At 69.0% G+C, this 21,403-nt stretch carries 18 protein-coding genes and 1 pseudogene; 17 read left to right on the top strand and 2 right to left on the bottom strand.

Annotated features, from left to right (window positions below; all coding sequences use genetic code 11):
• The first annotated feature begins 58 nt into the window (after positions 1–58).
• The 10 genes and pseudogenes from AB0B50_RS21490 to AB0B50_RS21535 all read left to right on the top strand — a co-directional run bounded on the left by AB0B50_RS21490 (position 59) and on the right by AB0B50_RS21535 (position 11,597).
• A complete protein-coding gene (locus AB0B50_RS21490; RefSeq protein WP_362334035.1) occupies positions 59–1,819 on the top strand; it encodes a CotH kinase family protein in 1,761 nt (586 codons plus the stop codon).
• Positions 1,816–2,826 carry a hypothetical protein gene (locus tag AB0B50_RS21495; protein WP_362334038.1) on the top strand — a complete coding sequence of 337 codons (1,011 nt, stop codon included), beginning with the start codon at positions 1,816–1,818 and terminating at the stop codon, positions 2,824–2,826. The genes AB0B50_RS21490 and AB0B50_RS21495 overlap by 4 nt, the downstream gene beginning before the upstream one ends.
• 813 nt (positions 2,827–3,639) lie before the next feature.
• Positions 3,640–5,028 carry an aminotransferase class V-fold PLP-dependent enzyme gene (locus tag AB0B50_RS21500; RefSeq protein WP_362334041.1) on the top strand — a complete coding sequence of 463 codons (1,389 nt, stop codon included), beginning with the start codon at positions 3,640–3,642 and terminating at the stop codon, positions 5,026–5,028.
• A 12-nt stretch (positions 5,029–5,040) separates the two neighbouring features.
• Complete coding sequence (locus AB0B50_RS21505) at positions 5,041–6,615, top strand: hypothetical protein (RefSeq protein ID WP_362334044.1); 1,575 nt, start codon at positions 5,041–5,043, stop codon at positions 6,613–6,615.
• 51 nt (positions 6,616–6,666) lie between these two features.
• A complete protein-coding gene (locus tag AB0B50_RS21510) occupies positions 6,667–7,311 on the top strand; it encodes a hypothetical protein (RefSeq protein ID WP_362334046.1) in 645 nt (214 codons plus the stop codon).
• A 49-nt stretch (positions 7,312–7,360) separates the two neighbouring features.
• Positions 7,361–8,173 (top strand): hypothetical protein, encoded by an 813-nt coding sequence (locus tag AB0B50_RS21515; RefSeq protein WP_362334049.1) that lies wholly within the window; start codon positions 7,361–7,363, stop codon positions 8,171–8,173.
• A gap of 23 nt (positions 8,174–8,196) precedes the next feature.
• A complete protein-coding gene (locus AB0B50_RS21520; RefSeq protein WP_362334051.1) occupies positions 8,197–8,628 on the top strand; it encodes a hypothetical protein in 432 nt (143 codons plus the stop codon).
• 34 nt (positions 8,629–8,662) lie between these two features.
• Positions 8,663–9,220: a hypothetical protein gene (locus AB0B50_RS21525; protein ID WP_362334054.1), complete on the top strand. Its 558-nt coding sequence runs from the start codon at positions 8,663–8,665 to the stop codon at positions 9,218–9,220.
• Positions 9,221–9,299: 79 nt separating this feature from the next.
• Positions 9,300–10,721 (top strand): annotated as a pseudogene (locus AB0B50_RS21530) (carotenoid oxygenase family protein).
• Positions 10,722–10,802: 81 nt separating this feature from the next.
• Positions 10,803–11,597 carry a polysaccharide deacetylase family protein gene (locus AB0B50_RS21535; RefSeq protein WP_362334855.1) on the top strand — a complete coding sequence of 265 codons (795 nt, stop codon included), beginning with the start codon at positions 10,803–10,805 and terminating at the stop codon, positions 11,595–11,597.
• 25 nt (positions 11,598–11,622) lie between these two features.
• Here the strand turns inward: AB0B50_RS21535 and AB0B50_RS21540 are convergent, their stop codons facing one another.
• Entirely contained in the window at positions 11,623–12,852 is a 1,230-nt protein-coding gene (locus tag AB0B50_RS21540) for a cytochrome P450 (RefSeq protein ID WP_362334858.1), read from the bottom strand.
• Positions 12,853–12,955: 103 nt separating this feature from the next.
• Here AB0B50_RS21540 and AB0B50_RS21545 point away from each other — a divergent pair, with 103 nt between their 5' ends.
• Positions 12,956–13,405 (top strand): SRPBCC family protein, encoded by a 450-nt coding sequence (locus AB0B50_RS21545; RefSeq protein ID WP_362334057.1) that lies wholly within the window; start codon positions 12,956–12,958, stop codon positions 13,403–13,405.
• 107 nt (positions 13,406–13,512) lie between these two features.
• Here AB0B50_RS21545 and AB0B50_RS21550 read toward each other — a convergent pair whose 3' ends face one another.
• Positions 13,513–14,040: a Pycsar system effector family protein gene (locus tag AB0B50_RS21550; protein ID WP_362334060.1), complete on the bottom strand. Its 528-nt coding sequence runs from the start codon at positions 14,038–14,040 to the stop codon at positions 13,513–13,515.
• Positions 14,041–14,199: 159 nt separating this feature from the next.
• Between AB0B50_RS21550 and AB0B50_RS21555 the strand changes: the two genes are divergently transcribed.
• The 6 genes from AB0B50_RS21555 (at position 14,200) to AB0B50_RS21580 (ending at position 21,401) form a co-directional block, all read left to right on the top strand.
• Entirely contained in the window at positions 14,200–14,850 is a 651-nt protein-coding gene (locus AB0B50_RS21555) for a Crp/Fnr family transcriptional regulator (RefSeq protein ID WP_362334063.1), read from the top strand.
• A gap of 169 nt (positions 14,851–15,019) precedes the next feature.
• Positions 15,020–15,826 carry a hypothetical protein gene (locus AB0B50_RS21560; RefSeq protein WP_362334066.1) on the top strand — a complete coding sequence of 269 codons (807 nt, stop codon included), beginning with the start codon at positions 15,020–15,022 and terminating at the stop codon, positions 15,824–15,826.
• A 94-nt stretch (positions 15,827–15,920) separates the two neighbouring features.
• Positions 15,921–17,987: a hypothetical protein gene (locus tag AB0B50_RS21565; protein WP_362334068.1), complete on the top strand. Its 2,067-nt coding sequence runs from the start codon at positions 15,921–15,923 to the stop codon at positions 17,985–17,987.
• Positions 17,984–19,126 (top strand): hypothetical protein, encoded by a 1,143-nt coding sequence (locus tag AB0B50_RS21570; RefSeq protein ID WP_362334071.1) that lies wholly within the window; start codon positions 17,984–17,986, stop codon positions 19,124–19,126. The genes AB0B50_RS21565 and AB0B50_RS21570 overlap by 4 nt, the downstream gene beginning before the upstream one ends.
• 104 nt (positions 19,127–19,230) lie before the next feature.
• Positions 19,231–20,289 (top strand): protein phosphatase 2C domain-containing protein, encoded by a 1,059-nt coding sequence (locus tag AB0B50_RS21575; RefSeq protein ID WP_362334074.1) that lies wholly within the window; start codon positions 19,231–19,233, stop codon positions 20,287–20,289.
• The gene (locus tag AB0B50_RS21580; RefSeq protein ID WP_362334077.1) at positions 20,286–21,401 is read left to right on the top strand and encodes a hypothetical protein; all 1,116 of its coding nucleotides are present in this window, start codon (positions 20,286–20,288) and stop codon (positions 21,399–21,401) included. The genes AB0B50_RS21575 and AB0B50_RS21580 overlap by 4 nt, the downstream gene beginning before the upstream one ends.
• Positions 21,402–21,403: the final 2 nt, after the last annotated feature.

Raw genomic sequence — 21,403 nt, forward strand, 5'->3', positions numbered from 1 at the left:
CCTGCCGGGCTCCACCCGGAACCCGCTGAACCCGGCCGGGAATCCACTGGGAGGCACCGTGGAGACGACTACGGACAGGATCATCGACAAAACGATATTCCAGGACGCGCTCAAGAACCGGACCCTCGTGGCGGCCGACCTGCCTTCGGGTACCGGCCGCCGACTCGCCGAGCAGGCCAACGCGACGGCAGGTCCCACCGACGCCGCACTGCGCACGAAGGCCGAGTTCAGCGCGCTGTACGACCTGCTGCTCGTCGAGCAGGGCCAAGTGGACACCACGGCGTACGGCCGACTGGTGCTGCGGGACGCCGCGGGCGCACTCACCGCGACGGGCCGCGTCGTCGAGGAGTACCTCGCGGCGGCGCAGGACAAGACGGAGTTCTTCGCCCACGACCTGTATCAGGTCAAGGTCACCGGCTGGCCGCCCGGCGTGTACACGGCCGACGAGGTGATGGAGGCGCCCGCCGGGGCGCGGCTGACGATCGCCCGCAGCGATACACCCGACGCTCTGCTGCTCTCCACACCCTCGTTCTCCCTCGTCAACAGCGGCAACATGACGGCGCACGCGCCCAAGCGGTCCTGGAAGGCCGACTTCGAGGTCGGCGAGAGCCAGGACCGGCTGCACGGCATGGAGCGGGTCAACCTCAAGGCGATGTACAACGACCCCTCGCAGATGCGGGAGGCCGTCGCCTGGCGGCTCCTGGAGCGCGCGGGTGTCCCCGCAGCCCGGCACACGTACGCGACGTTCTCCCTCAACGACCGCTACATGGGTCTCTTCTCGGTCATCGAGCAGGTCGACAAGAAGTTCCTCAAGGACCACTTCGGCAAGAACTCGGAGGGCAACCTCTACAAGGCGTACTGCGGGGACGTCGGCTGCGCGACCCTGGAGCGCCGCGCCGCCGCGGACGGCACGGACGACGGGCGCATGTACTTCACCGTCGGCAGCCGCGACGACGACCGGACGTACCGGCTGAAGACCAACGAGGACGACCCGGACGCCAGCACGTACGACGACCTCGCCACCCTCATACGGACGGTCTCGGGCACCGAACTCCCCGGCGGCGAGAGCAAGTTCAGCACCGACGCCTACCGCGCCTGCGTCGAGGACATCCTGAACGTCCGGGCCTTCCTGCGCTGGGCGGGCGCCAACGTGCTGCTCGGCAGCTGGGACAACTACTTCGCCACGCCGTCGAACTACTACCTCTACAACTCGGGGCGGCTCGGCGACGCACGGGGCTTCATGGCGCGCCCGTACTTCACGTTCATCCCCTGGGACTACGACAACAGCTCGGGCATCGACTTCTTCGCCACCCAGTGGCAGTACACGGACCTGCTCGACTGGCCCGCGATGACCCGCGGCTACTGCCGGACCACGCACGCCCCGCACGAGGTCTCACGCCTGCCGCTGCTCACCAACCTGCTGCGGCACCACGACTTCTGCCAGTACTACCTGGACCACCTGGAGTACCTGCTCGACACGGAGTTCGGCCCCGAACAGGTCGCCGCGCTGATGGGCGCCGAGGGCTCCGGACGGACCGACGGACTGTGGCAGCGCATCGCCCCGGCCGCGTACGCCGAGTCGGCCACCCCGTACGGACAGCCGTCCACGGGGCGGCAGTTCACCAACGACGAGGTGTACCGGGCGGCGTACCGCCAGTGGGAGCTCAGCCGCGGGGCGCAGTTCACGTACGGCGTCTACCACTACACGCGGATGCGCTACGACAGCGCCCGCAGGCAGCTCACCGAGCTGCGCAAGACCTATCCCAACGGCGCCGCCGGCGCCGTTTTCCCCGGCGCGATGGAGGTCCTTCCGTCATGACCGCGAACAAGAACACGGGCAAGGGCACGGACAAGGGCAAGAGCAAGGGCAAGGAGAAGAGCCGCGAGCTGCGTCTCGTCAAGGAGGCCAAGATCCAGGACCTCATCGGCGACGGCGCGGGCAACCGCCTGGAGGCGAGCGGCGTGATCTACCACGACGGCGTCTTCCTCGTCGTCTGCGACAACCTGACGTCGTTCATCAGGATCAGCAGCGAGCTGTCTCCCAAGGCTCCGGAGAACGGCGTTCTCGACTCCAACAGCGCCAAGGGAAAGGCCCGTTCGAAGAAGGCGGCCGCAAAGAAGACGACCGCGAGGAAGTCGACCGCGAAGGCGGCGAAGGCCGTCGAGGTCGAGGGGTACGAGGATCTCGCCCACGACCCCCTCCAGGACCGTCACTACACGCTGAGCGAGGCCGTCCCCGCCAAGTCGAAGGGGTTCCGCGCCCACGTCCAGGAGTACGACGGCCGTCTGCGCCCCCGCGGCTCCGCCCCGCTCGACTTCCCGCTCACCGACGCCAACAAGGGCATGGAAGGGCTCGACTGGGTGGACCGGAACGGCACGGGTCACCTGCTCGCCCTGTGCGAGGGCAACCGCTGCAGCGGCGGCAAGGAGGGGCGGCGGCCCGGCGGGGGCCGCGTCCAGGTCTTCCGGCGCGGCACCGACCAGTGGGACCACGTGGACACGATCCGGCTGCCCCGCTCGCTGCCCTTCGAGGACTACAGCAGCCTCTCGGTGCGCGACGGCAGGATCGCCGTCCTGTCCCAGGCGTCGTCGGCGCTCTGGGTGGGCCGCATCTCCGCCAAGAAGTGGGAGGTGGACGAGGGTACGCTCTACCGCCTCCCGACGGACGGCAAGGGCCGCACCGTCTACGGGACCGCCGAGGGCGTGTCCTGGGTCTCGTCCGACCACGTCGTGGTGGTCTCGGACCGGGCGAAGAAGGGCACGGCGAACGACCGGTACCGCGCCAAGGACCAGTCGATCCATCTGTTCCTGATCCCGTCGGACTAGTCCGTTCGACCCGTCCGCCCACGCCCCCTCCGTTACCGGCGGTCCGCCATGGCCGGATCGCCGTGACGGAGGGGGAATTACCCGCCCGTTGTCCGCTGCCGTTCGGACCTCGGGACGGTGATCCGGAAGCGAGGGCGAAGAATGGCAGGAAACGCGTTGCGCCATGCCGGGTGCACCCACGGTCCTGCGCCGTCCGCCTTTCTGCCGAGCACATGCCGGAGGCACAGTGTCCGAAAACCGTGGAGTGAGTTCAGAGCCCCACGAATCTCTGGTTGCGCGTGTGACATATGTTGAGTGACGAACCATCAGATGGTCCGCACTCCTTTTCGGACAGACCCCGGACTTTCGATTTCTCGTTTAATCCCCACCGCCTACGGTTGTCGCTGTAGAGGGGGGCAGGCACTGACCATGCCGGGGGGATGACGGCTACGTAGAGGTCTTCGAGGGGGATTCCGCGCGGCCTACGCCGAACGCGTGCCGCAGGAACGGGCATTGCCGCCCGGTTCGACCAGCCGGGCGGCAGGTCTCTCTTTGGCGTGGAAGAAAACCGACCCTGCGCAGGAAGTCTGCGCCGACTCAGCCATGCCGGATGACACGGGGGCTATCCGAGGGGGGACCCTAGTGACGGAATCTCGATCGAGTGATCCCGGAACAGATCAAAGTGGCTTACTTCTCGAGGCATTTGATCCACAACACTTCCGGGAGAATTCAGAAACCGCTCTCGCGAAGTTGGAAAAACATCTCTCCGACCTGTCGATCAGGGGGCTCGAACTGATCGATCCCGCGACGTTGTCGCAGGCCGCGAGGGGCCTCATGACGTCCGAGCGCGAGAGCATCGCCGCCTTCGACGAGGAGCGGCTCGCGGGGATCATCGACCTGTACATCAGGACGGGCATCCAGGTGCACTCCCCCGGCTACATGGGGCGGCAGTTCTCGGGCGTCGTACCGGTCGCCGGCGTCATCGACTTCGTGAGCTCCATGGTCAACCAGCCGGCCTCGTTCTACGAGGCGGGCCAGTTGCCCAACGTCGTGGAGCGGATCATGGCCGACGAGCTGAACCGTTTCATCGGCTGGGACCCGGAGCGCTTCACCATGCTGACCACGTCGGGCGGCTCCCTGGCCAATCTGACCGCGCTGCTCGCGGCCAGGAACGAGAAGCTGCCCGGGTACTGGTCACAGGGCGGCTCGGCAGTGCGCGGCCAGCCCCGGCCCGCCATCGCCGTGGGAGCGGACGTCCACTACAGCGTCGCGCGGGCGGCAGGCGTGCTCGGCATCGGCGACGCGCAGCTCGTACGCCTGCCGCTCAACCGGCAGCAGCAGATCTCCGCGAGCGAGGTGCGCGCCACGCTGGAGGCGGCGGAGCGGCAGAACCTCAGGGTGTTCTGCATGGTCGCATCGGCGGGCAGTACGTCGGTCGGCGCGTTCGACCCCATCGACGAACTCGCCGAAGTGGCACGGGAGAAGGACATCTGGCTGCACATCGACGGCGCGCACGGCGCGAGCCTGCTCGTCTCGGACGCACTCCGCGAGAAGCTGCGCGGCATCGAGCGGGCGGATTCCCTGACCTGGGACGCCCACAAGATGATGTTCGTGCCCGCGCCCTGCACGATGCTCTTCTACCGGAACAAGGAAACAGCGCTCTCGGCGTTCCGGCAGAAGGCCAGCTACGTCTTCGACGAGGAACAGGACATCTACACCGCCTTTGACAGCGGGGGGAAGAACTTCGAATGCACGAAGCGCCCGATGATCATGACCCTCTGGGCGCTGTGGGCCATTTACGGCAGGGCCCTGTTCGCGGAGAAGATCGAATATCTCTGCCAGTTGACGCGGGACGCCCATGACGTCCTGAGGGCCGATCCCGACTTCGAGACCCTGCACCGCCCGGAAGCCAACATCCTGTGCTTCCGCTACCGCCCCGCCGACCTGGAGAAGAAGTACGGCGAGGAGTCCGGCAGGAAGTTCGACAAGAAGGGAATCCATCGCCTTCAGATAGCCATCAGGAATCGCGTGAAATTCGAGGGAAATTTCTTCATCTCGAAGGTGAACGTCGACGGAGTCGCCGCTCTGCGCGTGGTCATGATGAACCACCAGATCACCGGCGAGCACTTCAGGATGCTGCTCGCCGAAATCAGGAGGACCGGGCAGGACCTGCTCGAGAACGAACAGGGAACAGCAAGCGAACAGGGAACAGAAATTGCGTAGAGGGGACGGATGTTGAGTACATCTCACGCTCCACAGGCACCGTATGTTCCACCGCCCGCACCGGCGCCGAACAGCGCCGTCGAGCTGGCCAACTGGCTCATCCCGGACTGGGAGCTGCATCCCGAGTCCGTCGAGGCCGTCGCCGTACTCCCCTCCTTCGCGAGCAAGATGCGCGAGTGCGAGCGGGTCTGCCAGACCCTGTACAGCGAGATCTCGCACGAGGTCCAGGACGCCCTCGTCCTGCGCCGACTGCAGCAGATGGTGAACACCGTGATGCTCAATCCGCTGTGGCGCGAGCGGCTGCGCGGGGCCGGCGTCACCAAGGCTCCCCAGACGTACGAAGAATGGCAGCGCGTCCCGCTGTCCGACAAGGACGTCCAGCGCGACTTCTTCATGGACACCCGGCCCGGCATGGTCGTGCCGCTGACCCGCGGCGAGTTCGAGATCGTGGCGAGCGGCGGCACCAGCGGCGGACGCCCGCTCGAAGTCGTCTACTCCTTGCGGGAGTTGAAGGACACCTACGAGATCGCGGGCCGCTTCATGGGGGCCTACCAGCTCGCCGCGCACCTCGCGGGCACCGACCCCAAGTGGCTGTTCACCACGCTGGCCGACTACCAGATGTGGTCCAGCGGCACCATGGTCGGCGGCGTGCTGCAGAACGTGCCGGGCGTCAACTACGTCGGCGCGGGGCCCGTCACCGCCCCCGTCCTTGAGCACATGTTCTCCTACCGGGGCCCCAAGGCCCTGATGGGCATCTCCGCGGGCATCGCGATCCTCGCCGAACTCGGCGCCGGCATGCGCCCGGAGTACCGGGAGAGCTTCCGCGTCGCCCTCTACGGCAGCGGCGTCCTGCCGCAGCGCAAGCGGGTGGAGCTCCAGGCGCTGTACCCGAACCTGTCGATCCTCAGCTACTTCGCCGCCACCCAGGCGGAGACCATCGGCCTGCAGCTGGACGCCGCGTCGCCCCATCTGTCGGCGGTGCCCGGTCTGCACTTCATCGAGATCGTCGACGAGGAGGGGCGCCAGGTCCCCGAGGGCGAGGAGGGCGAACTCGTCGTCACGCGCCTGCACGCGCACGAGACCCCGCTGCTGCGCCTGAAGCTGGGCGACCGGATGATCCACCGGCCTCGCACGGACGGCCCCGGCCTGAAGACCCGCCAGTTCGAGTTCGCGGGCCGCACCGGTGACGTGCTGCACCTCAACGACAGCCAGTACTCGGCCGCCCGCGCCTATGCCTCGCTGCGCGACGAGCTGAAGGCCGCCGAGGTCGTGGACCTGGACGCGGTGGCGCACGAGGTCCAGTTCGTCAACCACCGCGAGGGAAGGACGATCACGCTGTACGCGGCGGTGGACGACGTGCTCGGCCTCTCCTACCGGGCGGACACGGTGCTCGGCCCCTACGGCCTGCAGCAGGTGTTCGTGAACGCCCTGCCGCGGGCCCTGTCGCTGTTCAACCACGGAGAGGCGAACGCCGCGTCGATCGAGAAGACCGGCTACACCCTCCGGCTCAAGTTCGTGCCCAGGCTGTCCGCCGAGATCGAGCGGACCGCCGTCGGCAAGGTCCCGCTGGTGCGGGACCGCGGCTAGGCGCGGGGCACCGCGCGCAACCACCAGGTGCGCAGACAGGAGTGGAAGACCGTGAGTGGATCGAAATCGCAAGTCAACATCATCGCCGTCGTGGACGTCATCGGGGCTCTGTCGATCAAGTCGCTGCTCGAGGGCAATCTCTGCATGGTGGACGACGGGGCCTTCGACAGCGCCCACCAGGGGACGCCGAACCTCATCACCGTCGTCAAGCCCGGCCAGGTCGTCTCGTGGACCGCACTCGCCGTGGACCTGCAGACCCCGGTCGAGATCAAGAAGATCGAGTTCCTGCCGGCGAACAGGCAGAACGGTGCGGCAGGTTCGGGCGCGCACTTCCCCGGCGCGTCCGGCCAGGGCCAGAGCCAGAGCCAGGCGGCACCCGGCCAGACCCAAGGCGCGGCCATTCAGGGCCAGGCGGTTCCCACCCAAGGGCAGGGCCAGGGAGCGTCCCCGTTCCAGGGCCAGGGAGCGTCCCCGTTCCAGGGCCAGGGAGCAGCCGCTCAGGGCGCGCACGCGCAGGGAGCCCGTGGCCAGGAGCAGGACACCGACAGCGCCAAGCTCGACCTGGACGTGTGGACGGGCGTGGTGCCGCACTGGATGGCGCGAGGCGTGCCCTATCAGTACCGGCTCGAGGTCCAGATGTACGACGGCTCCAACAGCATCCTGCACATCGACTCCCCCGCACTGATGTGCCAGTAGCGGTCGGCACCACGACCGGAAAGCCGGGAACGACGACGAAGGCGGAATCATGCCCCAACAGTTGGCGATCATCGTGCTCGTGGACGTCGGCCAAGCGCTGGAGTCCAACACGCTCGACGGCAACACCTACCTGTTCGACAACATGAAGCTGCACGGTTCCACGAACCAGGGCACCGGCGAGCTGGTGACCGCGATCCACGGCTCGTACTGGCGTGACGGGTCGCAGGCCAGCGAGCAAGTGCTCAACTGGCTGCCGTACAGCCTCGGTTCCATCCCGCCGACCGTGCCCCGCGGCTACGAGGTCGAGCGGGCCCGGCAGAGCGACGAGCAGGCCCTCGCCGAACTGCAGGACCTCGCGGCCAAGTCCACGGTGCCGAGCGCCGACGCGGCGGCGGAGCTCGGCCGCATCCGCAAGAACGTGGGCACCCGGATCAAGACCACGCGGCGCACCCGGGGCCGGATGTCAGGACAGAAGATCGTGGACGTCACGGGCCAGGTCGTCGCCGAGGACGCCACGGCCGCGGTCAGCTATCCGGCCCCCGTGATCACCGACATCTACGGCGAGGCGGTCGACGCGAAGATCATGTATCCGGCGGAGTACGGCTCGCCGGACATGGTGACCGACGGCTGGTACTGGTCGGCGTCGGTCGACACGTCCCGCCCGGGGACGTACTCGTACACGATGCGCGTGCAGCTGCACAAGCTCTCGCAGACGAACGGCGAACTCCGGTGGGAGCCGGTCAACCTGACCTGTTCCTCGTCCCTGCGGATCACCAACGAGCCGCGGCGCAACGCCTTCACCAAGGCGGGCATCGGCCCGCTGCCCATCCCCACGACCCCGCCGCCCGCCCGCGGCGCCTGACCCCACCGGACGAGGAGGCACAGATGACCACCAAGCCGAGGCGGGAAGCCGCAGCGAAGCGGCCGATCTCCATCACCGCGGTCGTGGACGCCGTGGGCGCCCTTGCGGCCGGCAACATGAACGGCCACCTGTACATGTACGACACGAACAAGTCCGGGGGCTCCGCCGGGTTCGGCACCGAGGAGCTGCGGACCAGCGCCAAGCGTGGCGACCAACTCCTGTGGAACTGCCTGGCGTTGGAGTGTGAGGCGTACGTCGCGATCGACGACATCATCATCGACCACGAGATCTGTGAGCCGGAGCGGAAGGTGTACCCCGGCACCGACGTCGCGTACTGGACCGGCACGGTGAAGAAGGCCGACGCGGGCCCGATCACGTACCAGATCAAGTTCAAGCTGGGCACGAGGGACGAACCGATCACCACCACCCTGTCGTCGGCCATCGTCGGCCAGTGACCGGGCACCTGACGGCGTACGTGAAGGAGGCACGGTGAGCACCAGCACGCACAGCGGCGCGCGGGAGAAGCAGAATCCCGGTCAGCTGAACTCGGTCCAGCTCAACATCGTCACTCTCGTCAACATGGAGCGGGCGACGGAGACGGGTTCGCTGAGCGACTCGATGTACATGATGGACAACAGCATCGGCGGCAAGGGCCAGGGCACGTCGTCGCTGGAGACCGTCTGCAAGCAGGGGCAGGTCATCAACTGGATCGTGCGCCCCATCGACATGGAGAAGCGCCTGGACGGCACCTGGCCGCCCATGCCGAAGATCAACAACATTGTCTTCCTCGACACGGAGGTGGGTGACGAGGAGGACGTGGCGGAGCGGAGGATCTTCAACGAGCTGAAGATCTACGGGATGCCGGACCGCATGCGGGACAGGTTCACGCCCGTCTACTACTACTGGGCGGGCACGGTGATGAGCACCGCGAAGCCCGGCCTGTACCGCTACCGCCTCGTCCTGGAGCTGGAGCAGGAGGGGAAGAAGGAGCGGCAGTACCTGAACACGGCGATCCACCCGTCGATCAGGGTGATCCCGGTCGCCTGACCCCGGGGTACCCAGCACCACCCCAGGACGGGCCCCAGGCCCAGCGACATGATCGTTCCGCCGGACCAGAGTGGTGGTCATGACGGAACAGACGCAGCAGACACAGAACACGGCACAGCGCACGAAGCCCGGTCGCCCCTTCCTGGAGGGTGCCTACGCGCCCGTCCGGGAAGAGGTGACCGAGTTCGACCTGCCGGTCACGGGCCGCGTCCCGAAGGAGCTGAACGGCCGTTATCTGCGCGTCGGCCCGAACGCCCTCGGCGTCGAGGATCCCAAGGCGCACCACTGGATGCTCGGCGAGGGCATGGTGCACGGGGTGCGGCTGCGCGACGGCAGGGCCGAGTGGTACCGCAACCGCTGAGTCCGTTCGGCCTCCGTGGCGCGCAAGTTGGGCGAGCCGTACCCCTGGGCCGTGCCCGAGAACGACTTCGCGCCGAACACGCACGTCATCGGCTACAAGGGGCGCGTCCTCGCGCTGCAGGAGGCCGGGCCGAAGCCTTACGAGCTCGACGGCGAGCTGAACACCATCGGCCCGTGCGACTTCGAGGGGACGCTGGACGGCTCGTTCATGTCGCACACCAAGTTCGACGCGGCGGCCGACGAACTGCACGCCATCACCTACCACCCGACGTGGGACCACGTGCGCCACCTCGTGCTCACCGAGTCGGGCAGGGTCACGCGGACGACACGCATCCCGGTGGCGGACAGCCCGATGCTGCACGACTTCGCGCTGACCGAGCGGTTCGTGGTGATCCTCGACATCCCCGTCACCTTCGACCGCCGGGCCGCCGAGTCCGGCGAGGCGGTGCCGTACGCCTGGAACGAGGCCCATCCGGCGCGGGTCGGTGTGATGTCGAGGGACGGCGGTCCGGTGCGGTGGTTCGAGACGGAGAACGTCTACTACTCGCACACCCTCAACGCCTACGACGACGGCGACCGCGTGGTCGTCGACCTCACCACCTTCCCGGCCCCGTTCCTGGTGGGCGGCCGCGGCTCGGGCGGCCCCGCGGCCAGCGGCACGCCGTCCCTGGACCGCTGGACGATCGACCTGGCGGCGGGCCGTGTCCACCCGCGGCGCATCGACGACCGGCCGCAGGAGTTCCCGCGGATCAACGAGTCGCTGGTCTCGCGCAGGCACCGGTTCGGCTATCTGGCCTCCACGGCCCCGCTGTACGAGGGGTACGACTCGGTCGACGGCAGGCCGGGCGGCCGGGAGTACGACAACGCCCTGATCAAGCAGGACCTGGCGAACGGCACGGCGCAGGTGCACCGGCTGCCGAGGCACGCCACCACAGGGGAGGCCGTGTACGTCCCCGCGCAGGACTCGGCGGCCGAGGACGACGGCTACGCCATGGCGTACGTCGCCGACCCCGAGCGCGGCGCGACGGACCTCGTGATCCTCTCCGCGCAGGACTTCACCGGGGAGCCGGTCGCCCGGATCCATCTGCCGGGGCGGGTGCCGATGGGGCTGCACGGCAGCTGGGTCGCGGACGCCTCCTGACCTGGGCCCGCGTCCGGCGCCGGGCCACTATGCACGAGCTGTATACGCCATATGTATAGTGCTCGCATGCCTGCCGTGAACATGCCTGCCCCGAACAAGACGACGCGCTCGCCCAAGAGGTTGCGTCGCACCGCCTCCGTCCTCGCGGCGGGGGCGGCCCTCACCCTCGCGCTGACCGGGTGCACCAAGCTCGACACCACCTCGCCCGCCACCGTCCGCAAGGACGCCGCGGAGGCGAAGGGCTCGGACCAGGCGAAGTTCGGCACCGTCGACTGCCGCAAGGCCAAGTGCGTGGCCCTGACCTTCGACGCGGGACCCAGCGAGAACACGCCCAGGCTGCTGAAGATCCTCAAGGAGAAGAAGGTCCCTGCCACCTTCTTCACGCTCGGCAAGAACCACATAGAGAAGTACCCCGAGCTCGTGAAGCAGATGGATGCCGAGGGGCACGAGGTCGCCAGCCACACCTGGTCGCACAAGATCCTGACGAAGATCGACGCCAAGGAGGCGCGCAAGGAGCTGGAGCGCCCCAACGAGGCGATCGAGAAGCTCATCGGCAAGAAGCCGACGCTGATGCGCCCGCCGCAGGGCCGCACGAACGACGACGTGAACAAGCTCTCCAAGGAGCTCGGTCTCGCGGAGGTCCTGTGGACCGTCACGGCCAAGGACTACACGACCAATGACTCCAAGCTGATCCAGAAGCGCGTCATCGACCAGACCAAGCGGGACGGCATCATCCTGCTGCACGACATCTACAAGGGCACCGTCCCCGCCGTGCCCGGCGTCATCGACGAGCTGAAGAAGCGGGGATACGTCTTCGTGACCGTGCCCCAGCTGCTCGCGCCGGGCAAGGCCGAGCCGGGCAAGGTCTACCGCTAGCCCGGCCCCGCTCCGCCAGACCCCGTCACCACGCCAGGTGGAGCTCCTCCGGCGAGCGGTGGATCATGGTCGGCCGCATCGTGACCGGCGGCCGGCCCTCGTCGATCCGCAGCCCCGGCAGCCGCCGCGTGAACAGCTCCAGGGTGAGCCGCAGTTGCTCGCGCGCGAGCTGGGCGCCGGGGCAGCCGTGCGGGCCGAGGCCGAACGCCAGATGGCGGGCCTCCTGGCGGCGCGTGATGTCGAAGACGTCGGGCCGCGCATGCCGTGCCCCGTCGCGGCCCGCCGACCCGAAGGCCACCAACAGGGCGGCTCCTTCCGGGAGTTCGGTGCCCGCGAGGGTGACGGGACGGGTGGTGACGCGACGGAAGGCCTGCAGGGCGGTGTCGTGCCGGGCGGCCTCCTCGATCGCGGCGGGGATCCGCTCGGGCTGTTCGCACAGCAGCTTCCACTGACGCGGATTGCGCAACAGGTGGAAGAGCGTGGTGCCGATCAGGGCGGTGGTCGTCAGATGCCCGGCGAGCAGGAAGTTCGACAGCTGCGCGACGGCCTCGTGGCGCTCGTCCAGAGTGAGCGGCTCGTCCGCGGGGCCGGGCGCGAGCGAGGTGACCACCTCCGTGCACAGATCCTCGCGCGGATCGGCCCTGCGCGCCCGCGCCAAGGCATCGAGCACCTTCTGCCCGGCCACGACGTCGCGCGCCGCGGCCACCTGCTCCTCCTCGGCCATCGGCCGGAACACCAGCTGTTCGGTACGGTGCCCCGCGCGCACGGCGGTCGGCACGTCCTCGGGGTCGATCCCGACGAGCCTGCCGATGACGTCGCCGGGCAGCAGTCGCGCGTACGCCGCCATCAACTCCACGCGCCCGTCCGGCAGGAAGCCGTCGACGAGCGCATCGGCCCGCTCCCTCGCGTACGGCAGTACGTTCGCCACGCGCGCCGCCGACAGACCGCGGACCAGCGGGGCGCGCAGCCGTCGGTGCGCTGCGCCGTCCGCGCCGACGACGACCTGGCGGCCGCCGAGGCCCTCCGCCAAGACGGTGAGCGCGGCGGGCGAGGGACGCACGTCGCCGCGCAGCACATTGGCCGACGAGAAGTCGTCGGGCCGTCGGAGCACCTCGCGCACATCGGCGTCGCGTGCCACCAGCCAGGCGTCGAACTCGGGGACGAAGGTGAGCCCCCGCGCCCGACGGGCGCGGTCGTAGAGCGGATAGGGGTCACGGGTCAACGCGTCGAGTCTGTGGTGCAGTTGAGGATCCACGGGGCCTCCGGGCAGCGGCGCGGCTGCGGTGTCGCCCCATCGTGACGTGGCCACCGGCGGGGCGGAAGAGCGCATCCGGCCGTCGCCTGGCACGCTCACGGGCGTGGCCCTCTTCCAGTTCACCAGGCCGACGTCCCTGCCGGCGGCCGAGGCATGGCGCCGACTGACCACGTGGGAACGGCACGGCGACGTCGTCCCGCTCACCCGCGTCGACGTCCTGACTCCCCCGCCCACCCACGTCGGCACGGTCTTCGTGGCCCGCAGCGCGCTCGGCCCGCTCGGCTTCGACGACGTGATGGAGGTCGTGGAATGGACCCCACCGACCACCACCGCCCCGGGCCGTTGCCGCCTGGAGAAGCGGGGCACGTTCGTGACGGGCTGGGCGGAGATCGAGGTGCGTCCGGACACCACCGGAGCCAGGGTCCTGTGGCGCGAGGACCTCAGGGTCCGGCGGCTGCCCGCGCTGTTCGACGGGGTGCTCGCGGCGGTGTCGGTGCGGATGTTCGGCCGAGTGGTGGACCGACTCACCGCAGCCTCACCGGCACGACGCTGAGGCTGTCCGCGATGAAGAACCTGCCGGACTCGGCAGCTCCCGCCGCCTCGACTGACTTGTCCCTCGCCGTCCGTGCACCGAGACCGCCAAGGATCGCCCGTGCCGACTCAGCGCCCCACGAGTGCCGCCGCGAGTATCGTGATACCTGCTGCGGCAGCCCCGAAGGAAAGCTGCACCAAACGGTGCTTGCGCCACGCCACTTGGGACATGACCACCAGCTGGCGACTGAGTGCCGGCAGTGGGTCAGTGGTCCGAAGCGCCTCGGCGAGCCGCTCCGGACTCCAGTGCCGCAGATGACCGAAGTAGATGAAGTTGGACGGCCAGTCCTGGTTCGCGCGCAATGCCTTCATGCGAGGCAGGACGACCCCCATGGACAACAGAGCCGCGACCGCCAGCAGCACTCCGCCGAGCCACAGCGGCCACGAGGGGAGGGGCTCCGAGATGTTCAGGACCTCTCTGCCCTTCGCCAGCGCGACCGCACCAGCAAGGGCCACCGACTCGATGCTGAGGGCGAACGCGGCTTTTGAGTCCACCTTGCCGGTCCAGTCCACCAGTGCTCCGTGGATCCGCCACGCGTTCTCGACAGCCCCGTCGAGCGCTTGGGGCGTCTGCGGAGGATCCGTGGTCGAGGTCATGGTGTTCTCCCTGAACGCGCCGGCGCTGTCACGGAATTCATATCCGGCGCCCGGCGACGGCACTGCGTCATCTGGCGCACAGTGCGGTCGGTCGGCGTCCGAGGGGGTGGCGGAGTCATGCTCGACGAGCGATTTTCCGCACCTGGACACCGCAGCTCGGTGGAACCCTTCTCCCCGGAAGAACTGCTGCTGCTCCGCGGCGTGGGCAGGGACCGCCGGTGGAACCGAGGCGAACTCCTCATCCGGGAGGGCGACCGCCCCGACTTCGTCGTTCTGATCATCAGCGGCCTGGTGAAGGCCACCATCGATTCGGCCAACGGCTACACGAGCCTGCTGGCCATGCGCGGGCCGGGGGAACTCGTCGGCGAGCTCTCCTGCATCGACGGGCGGCCGCGCTCCGCCACGGTGACGGCGATGCGTCGCGTCCAAGGCGTGATCGTCGCGGCCGAGCCCTTCCAGCGGCTGCTCGAGCGGAACGCCGCGCTGAGCTTCTCCGTACTGCGGAGTGTGGTGGCGCGGCTCCGGGACTCCGACACGCTGCGGGCGGAGCACGGCGCCCACACGTCCCGCGCCCGCCTCGCCCGGCTTCTGGTGAAGCTCGCCATGCAGTACGGGTCGAACACCGCCGCTCGCCCGGGAGCCATCACCGTCCAGGTCAACCAGCACGAGCTCGCTGCGGCGGCGGGAGCGTCGAGGGAGTCGGTGGTGCGCTGTCTGCGGGCGATGCAGCACGCAGGACTGGTGAGCACCGGCCGGGGGCATACGGTCGTCCTCGATCTCGCCGGTCTGCGCACCTGGGCCGAGGCGTGAGCGCCAGGCACTCCGAGAGCGGCCGCGGCAGGCAACTTCTCCGACCGAGTGCGTCATTTGACGCAGTGCATGCGCGCGGTTCCCGCTTCCCTCGGGGAGCAGGCGTCCGTACGACTGCGCTCGGTGAGGGCAGTGGCCCGGACGCCCCAACGGGGGAGGACACACCAACATGCGGGCCAAAGCACAGCACTACGCCATCGTCGTAGTGGACATCGAGAAGTTCGGCAGCCGCTCCAACGCCGTCCAGCTCTGGCTCCGGGAACGTCTCTACGAACTCTTTGTGGAGGCGCTCGACGAAGCCGGTGTGGACCGCACGCTGTCGCCACCGCCTTCGGACCGTGGCGACGGCTTTTTCTGGTTGCTGCCGGGTCAGGTCGACAAGGTCGACCTGACCGGGCGCTTCATCCGACTGCTCCACGACAAGCTGCGGGAACATGCAAGGACCTCCAACGCCGAGGGGGCGATGCGGCTGCGAGTGGCGCTGCACTCGGGGGACGTGGCCTGGGACGGTCGCGGCTGGCAGGGCGAGGAACTCAACAGCGCCTGCCGCCTCGTCGACATCGTCCCTCTGCGCAAGGCGCTGGCCGGGGATCCGCGTTCGGTCGTCGCCCTGGCCGTCTCCGCCGACTGGTACCGGCGGGTGGTCCGGCAGGGCCACGCTCAGGTGGAGCACGAAGCCTTCCGCCAGGTGCCCTTCGACGCCAAGGAGATCCAGGACACCGCGTGGATCCGGGTTCCAGGAATCGACGTACCGCCCGGCACGGTGCCTTCGGAGGAGAAGGACGACGACGAGCCCCGACCCGGAACACCGCTCCGTGCGACGGAGAGCGACGGCAGCCCGGAGATCTCGCTCGTGTTGAACAACAACAACGTTTCGGGCGGCAACGTGGGCGCGGTCGGCGGGCCCGTTCACGGTGACGTCAACTTCAGCAGTGCGCCGACAGGGAGTGGCGATGGCTCCGAACGAGCCCGGTAAGCCGCAACCCGCGCCGCCTCAGCCCCAGCCAACGCCGCCCACGCCCGGGACACAGTCCGATCAGGAGTCCTCCCGCAAGCACGGCCTGCACGACATGCTGTCGGCCCGAACCGGTCAGCCCGGCACCGCGGGTGAGCGCCTGGACGCGGAACAGGACGCGATTCGTGGCCTCGGGATCACCGCGCAGGTCTTCAAGGTGAACCAGTACATCGGTGCCACCGGTCACAAGGATCGGCGCGCGCAGTACCCACTCTCGGAGAGAGAGCTGTACGAGGCGCAGGAAGCGTTCGTACCGCCCGATGATCAGGACCGGCTGGTCGGCGAGGTCCGGTCTCGCACGGTGGTTCTCCTGGGCGGCCGGGCCGGAACCGGCAAGTACGCGCTCGCCAGGTCGCTCCTGCTCCAGGCCGGACATCGCACGCTGTTCTGCCTGGATTCGGAGTCCGACCTGAGCCGGCTCACCGCTGCGGACCTGAAGAGGGGAGCCGGCTACATACTCCCCGATCTCCCCCGGCACGCCGCCAATTCCCTGACGTTCTTCACGCTGCAGCGCCTCACCTCGGAGCTGAGCGGCCTCGACTGCCGTCTGGTCGTGACCGTGGCGGCACCGGACCAGATCTCCGACGACGAGGTCGCGCGCACGCTGATCGGCATACCGGCCCAGCCCGAGCCGGCCCGGGTGGCTGCCGCCCACATGCGTTGGGAAGCAGGGGTCGACCAGGACGCCAACGCACGGATGATCCTGGCCCGGCCCGATGTGTCGGAGCTGCTGCGGGACTGCCTCGCCGAGGCGTTCAGCAGCGAAGCCGCCGAGCTCGGCAGACAACTCGCCGAAACGGCTTCGTCCGTCCCCGAGGACGAGGTGGCCCAACGGGTCCGTACTCGGCTCGAGTTGCGTGGCAGTGCGGCGTTCGCCCGTTGGCTGGCGAACCTCGACGACCTCGCCCGGCAGTGCCTGGCCATCGGCGTGGCTGCCTTCGGAGGCGAGGCGTATGTCACCGTGGCCTCGCTCTCACGTGACCTCGCGGAGCGTCTCCAGGTCGAGGAGAGCCCAGAGCATCCCGATCGCAGGCGCGGAACGCCTCTCGGCGAAACCCGGACCAGGCGCCTGGCGGACATCCAGGCGACCCTCGTCGAATCCGAGGTGGAGACACGGCATGGCGGCGCCCGTGGACTCGTCGTCCGCTACCGCGACCGGAAGATGGCGGTCAGGGTCCTGGAGCACGTGTGGCACGAGTACGACGAGATACGCGAAGTGCTCCCGCACTGGCTCCATGACTGTGCCGCCAATGCCTTGACGACGGTCGGGACCCGAGCGGCAGTCGCCGCCGGGCTGCTGGCGCAGCATGCCTTCGAGACCGTCAGAACACGGATCCTGCTTCCTTGGGCGACCGACGCGCAGCCACAGCTGAGGGACGCGGCAGCCACCGCACTGGGCGTGGTCGCCTCCGACCCCGCGCACGCTGCCGCCGCGTACAACCTCGTCAGCGCCTGGAGCGCCGACGACGTGGCGCCCGAGCTGCGGGCCACCGCGGCCCGCGCATGGCGGGTCGTCTTCGAACGCGACGGCGCCGAGCAGGCCTGGGCGCTGCTCCATGTCCTCGCGGGCAGCGAGGAGAACACAGTGCTCGACGCGGTCTGCCAGAGCGTGACCGACTACATGGCGCTGGAGGAGGGGCGGTACTGCCGCGACGCGCTTGATCTGATCGACCAGTGGACGGTTTCGGGCAACTACGGTCCACGGCGCCGCCTCGCCGGCGAACTGGCCTTTCTGTACGCGGCCACCGACCTCGTCGACCGTCTGCCCGGTCGACTGCCCGGCGGCGGACAGCGGGTCTGGCCGGCCCTGCTCGCCGTCGTCGACCGTGACCGGGACCTGCGGCCGCAGGTGGCCCAATTGTGGGAGAGAACGGTCAACTCTCCGGACCTGTACGAGTTCGCGCAGGACGTCCTCGCCGAGTGGGCACGGCTCGTCGAACCCGATCCACTAGGGCGGGGCGCCCTCGCCCGGTTGCTGGTCTCCGCCGTGACCCGGCCGCGCACGGAGTTGATCCTCCGCCATCAGGCCTCCGCCTGGATCCGGTCCGACGGTGGCCTCGGGGCCCCCGCGACCGGACGTGAAGTCCTGGACCACCTGGACCGAGGGAGCGCAGAACAGTGAATGACCAGCAGCAGGGCCTGCTCGTCACCGGGCCGTTCTCGGTGACGGTCGGGAGCAGGGGAGCCTGGGCCAGGGCCAACGAGACGTTGGTGTTCAGCTACGACGACGGGACCGTCGCCGAACTCGCCCGCCGCCCCTCGGCGTTCGGGGCTCGGAAGTATCGCTACCGGTACGAGGTCGACACCAGCGATCACCTCGTGTGCTGGTCGGATTCCCTGCCCAGCGGCACAGGCGGGTTCTCCTTCCAGGCGAAGTTCGACGCCCGATGGCGGGTGAGCGGAGCCGCCGAGGTGGTGCGCCGCGACATCAGGACCGTCGCCGACGGTGACGACGTCGTTCGGATCTCCCTGCGCGACATGCTCTGGCCCCATGCGACGCGCTACGGGATCGAACAGCTCGGCGCCTTCGCGGATTTGGTCCGCACCGATTTCAGCGGCCGCGCTCATACCTTGCCCGAGGGGCTCACGGTGGTCGCGCTGACCGTCCGCATCCATCTCGATCAGCACGCCTCCGACCATCTGCGTGCGGTGAAGCAGCAACAGTTCGACAAGGAGCTGGCGGAGGCCAAGCACGGAACCGACATGACGGTCCACCGGCTGGACGCTCAGCTGCAACGGGAGCGGGAGCAGGCCATCCTGGCCGCCGCACAGGGCGATGGCGGTCTGTTGTTGCGGTTGATCGCACAGGACGAGAGCAAGCTGCACGACATCATGTTCGAGATGGGGCAGCGCCACGACATCGCAGTGGAGCAGAAGAGCCGCATGCTCAAGGACCTCATCGACGCGCGGCTCATCCAGCCGGCTGAGGCACAGGCGATGTGGCAGGAGATGCAGCAACCAGTGCCGCTCTTCGGTGGCGATTCGCCCACCCTGGCCGCACCTGCGGGCCGGCCGGCTCCTCAGCTCATCGCGGGGGTGGTGCTGCCGTCGCCCGACGGCGCCCCGCCGAAACCCCGGTTCCAGAACGCGGAACCGGCCCGTCCGGACGAGCCGGGGAGCCGGCGGACGGAGGACTCGGAGGCCGGGCCCGCCCCGGCTGAGCCCCCCGACAGCTCGGCCAATGTCGTCGGCTCCACTCCCGTCGGCCGACGCCATCAACGTACAAACGGCGACGCGGACTTCGACGGCACCGAAGGATGAGGAACTCGCGCACGCCTCGGCAGCCCGGGGTGACACGCATGCGGCAGACGTTCGCGGCAACCGCCGTGGTCCTCGCCGCCGCCGCGATGTGGGGAGGGACAACCATGGCAGACGTCAAAGGCACAGTGGCTGCAGCCACCACCGCTCTCTGTCTGGGGGGCTGGACCTGGTGGCTGCTCAGGACGGGCGCACAGAACCAGGCCATGCTGCGGTTCGACCCCGAGCCGCAGCGTCCACACCCGCCCGGACCGCCGGCACCGGTCACCGGCCGCCTCGCGATTGCACCGGCCGCCCCGGCACGGGACGACGCCTCGGACTTCCCGGTGCTGCACAGCCCCTCCCGGGCCGGCACGGCGCCCTGGCGGCTGCCTTCGGCGCCCTCCCAGCACGGCATCACCGCGGACTGCGCCGCGCTCGAGGGCCTGCAGGTCCGGGCGGCATCCGTGATCGGTCCCGCCCACCGCGGCCGCGGCGTGCCGCGACAGGACGCCTTCCGTCTGGGCCAGGACTCGGCGGGCCGTCATCTCCTCGCCGCTGTGGTCGACGGCATGTCCGACAGTCGACACTCGGACGTCGGAGCGAATGTCGCGGCAGCCGCCTTGGTGGCCGTGGTCCGCGAAGCGCTGGACGCGGACGCCGCGTTGGAGCACCTCGATGCCGAGCAGATCTTCCTGGCAGTAGCGGGGCAGATGTACCGCGCGGCCAAGCAACGTGACTGGGACGCGGACGACGTGCGGTCCGTGGCTGTCGTGGCCGTGGTTCCGACCCGCCCCGACGCCCGGGGGCACCGCAGGGTGTGGCTGGCCGCCATCGGCGACGCGAGCGCATGGCAGCTGCGCCGAGGCGCATGGCACCGACTGATCGGGGACGAGAAGGAAGGTCTTGACGCCGGGACGGTGGCGGCCTTCCTGCCGCACGACCCCAGCCGCTTCGCCCACGGCTTCGCCGAATTGGCGACCGACGGCGTCCTCGCGCTGACCACCGACGGCGTCGCTGACGCGTTCACCTCGGTGCCCGACGGAGGGAGGTGGTTCGCCGAGCGGTGGCGGCGCCCGCCGCCGATCGCCGACTTCCTGCTCCATGTGGGCTTCGAGCAGGCCCAGATGCAGGACGACCGCACCGCGGTGGTCGTCTGGTGCACCGACGGGCGGCGAACGCCATGACGCGGATAAGGACCTGGTCGGACAGCCCTTTCAGCCCGGTGGTCGGGCGCGACGATGTCCCGCCCGCCGCCGTCATCGCGGAGGACGGCGGCGAATCGACGCAGGTCCACGAGATCGCGGGGCACCCGGGGTGGCTCGCCAAGCTGTATCGCAAACCGCTGTCGGAGGCGGCCTCGGCCACACTTCGGACTCTGGTCTACATGCCCACCATGATGTCCGAGCAGGATCAGACCTTGGTGAACACCTGCGTCTCCTGGCCGGTGGCGCGAATTTGCGACGGCCCTCACACGGTCGGCGTCGTCATGGCCAAGGCGCCGGAACAGTTCTACGCACGGCTGCGCTCGTTCGACGGCCGGGAACTGGACCCCGCTCCGCTGACGCTCGATCTGCTCCTCCACTCCGACGAGTACTGCGCCAAGCGGGGCGTCCGGTCCGACATGTCCGTACGTGCCCGGGCCATGCTGGAACTCCTCCGTGTGGGCGGGCTGTTCGCCCGGCACAACATCGTCTACGCGGACTGGTCGTACGGGAACGCCTTCTGGGAACTGGGCACAGGAGCCGTCTTCATCATTGACATGGACACCAGTGGCATCGGTGCCCGTGAGTGGATCGAGAGCATGAGCTGGGAGGATCCGCTCTACCCCGAGACGACCAGGCTGCCGCTCACGGTCTACAGCGACCGCTACAAACTGGCGGTACTCACCGTGCGATGCCTGACCGGCGAGCGTGACGTGGAGCCGTCGGCGGCACATGCCGTCCTGCTGGAGCGGCTGGGGCACAATCCGTTCCACACCGCGCTCGGAAAGTCCCTTTCGGCGTCCCGGCCCGCGGACCGCCCCTCTCCGCAGGAGCTGCTCCAGACCTTGGAGCGATGGATGACAGCCACTGTCATGACGTACGAACCGCCCGAAGAACACAGCGCCCCGAACATCACCGGCACCGTGGACCTGCGGCTCCGCACACCCGGCGCCGCGCCACCGGTCCCCCAGAACACGCCGCCGGTCCCCGACGTCGTGCCGACCCCGCCCCACTGCCTCGGCCGGACGGCCGTGATCGTCCTCGTCGTCGTCTGCATCGTCATCATTTTGCTGCTCAGCGCCGCGGTCGGCTGAAC

The sequence above is a fragment of the Streptomyces sp. NPDC041068 genome (assembly GCF_040647455.1).
In the GTDB taxonomy this organism is placed as follows: domain Bacteria; phylum Actinomycetota; class Actinomycetes; order Streptomycetales; family Streptomycetaceae; genus Streptomyces.

Coding starts and splice junctions, on each gene's coding strand:
- AB0B50_RS21495 (WP_362334038.1), top strand. CDS start 1,816: ATGACCGCGAACAAGAACACGGGCAAGGGCACGGACAAGGGCAAGAGC.
- AB0B50_RS21500 (WP_362334041.1), top strand. CDS start 3,640: ATGACGTCCGAGCGCGAGAGCATCGCCGCCTTCGACGAGGAGCGGCTC.
- AB0B50_RS21515 (WP_362334049.1), top strand. CDS start 7,361: ATGCCCCAACAGTTGGCGATCATCGTGCTCGTGGACGTCGGCCAAGCG.
- AB0B50_RS21520 (WP_362334051.1), top strand. CDS start 8,197: ATGACCACCAAGCCGAGGCGGGAAGCCGCAGCGAAGCGGCCGATCTCC.
- AB0B50_RS21535 (WP_362334855.1), top strand. CDS start 10,803: ATGCCTGCCCCGAACAAGACGACGCGCTCGCCCAAGAGGTTGCGTCGC.
- AB0B50_RS21550 (WP_362334060.1), bottom strand. CDS start 14,040: ATGACCTCGACCACGGATCCTCCGCAGACGCCCCAAGCGCTCGACGGG.
- AB0B50_RS21560 (WP_362334066.1), top strand. CDS start 15,020: ATGCGGGCCAAAGCACAGCACTACGCCATCGTCGTAGTGGACATCGAG.
- AB0B50_RS21565 (WP_362334068.1), top strand. CDS start 15,921: ATGCTGTCGGCCCGAACCGGTCAGCCCGGCACCGCGGGTGAGCGCCTG.
- AB0B50_RS21575 (WP_362334074.1), top strand. CDS start 19,231: ATGGCAGACGTCAAAGGCACAGTGGCTGCAGCCACCACCGCTCTCTGT.
- AB0B50_RS21580 (WP_362334077.1), top strand. CDS start 20,286: ATGACGCGGATAAGGACCTGGTCGGACAGCCCTTTCAGCCCGGTGGTC.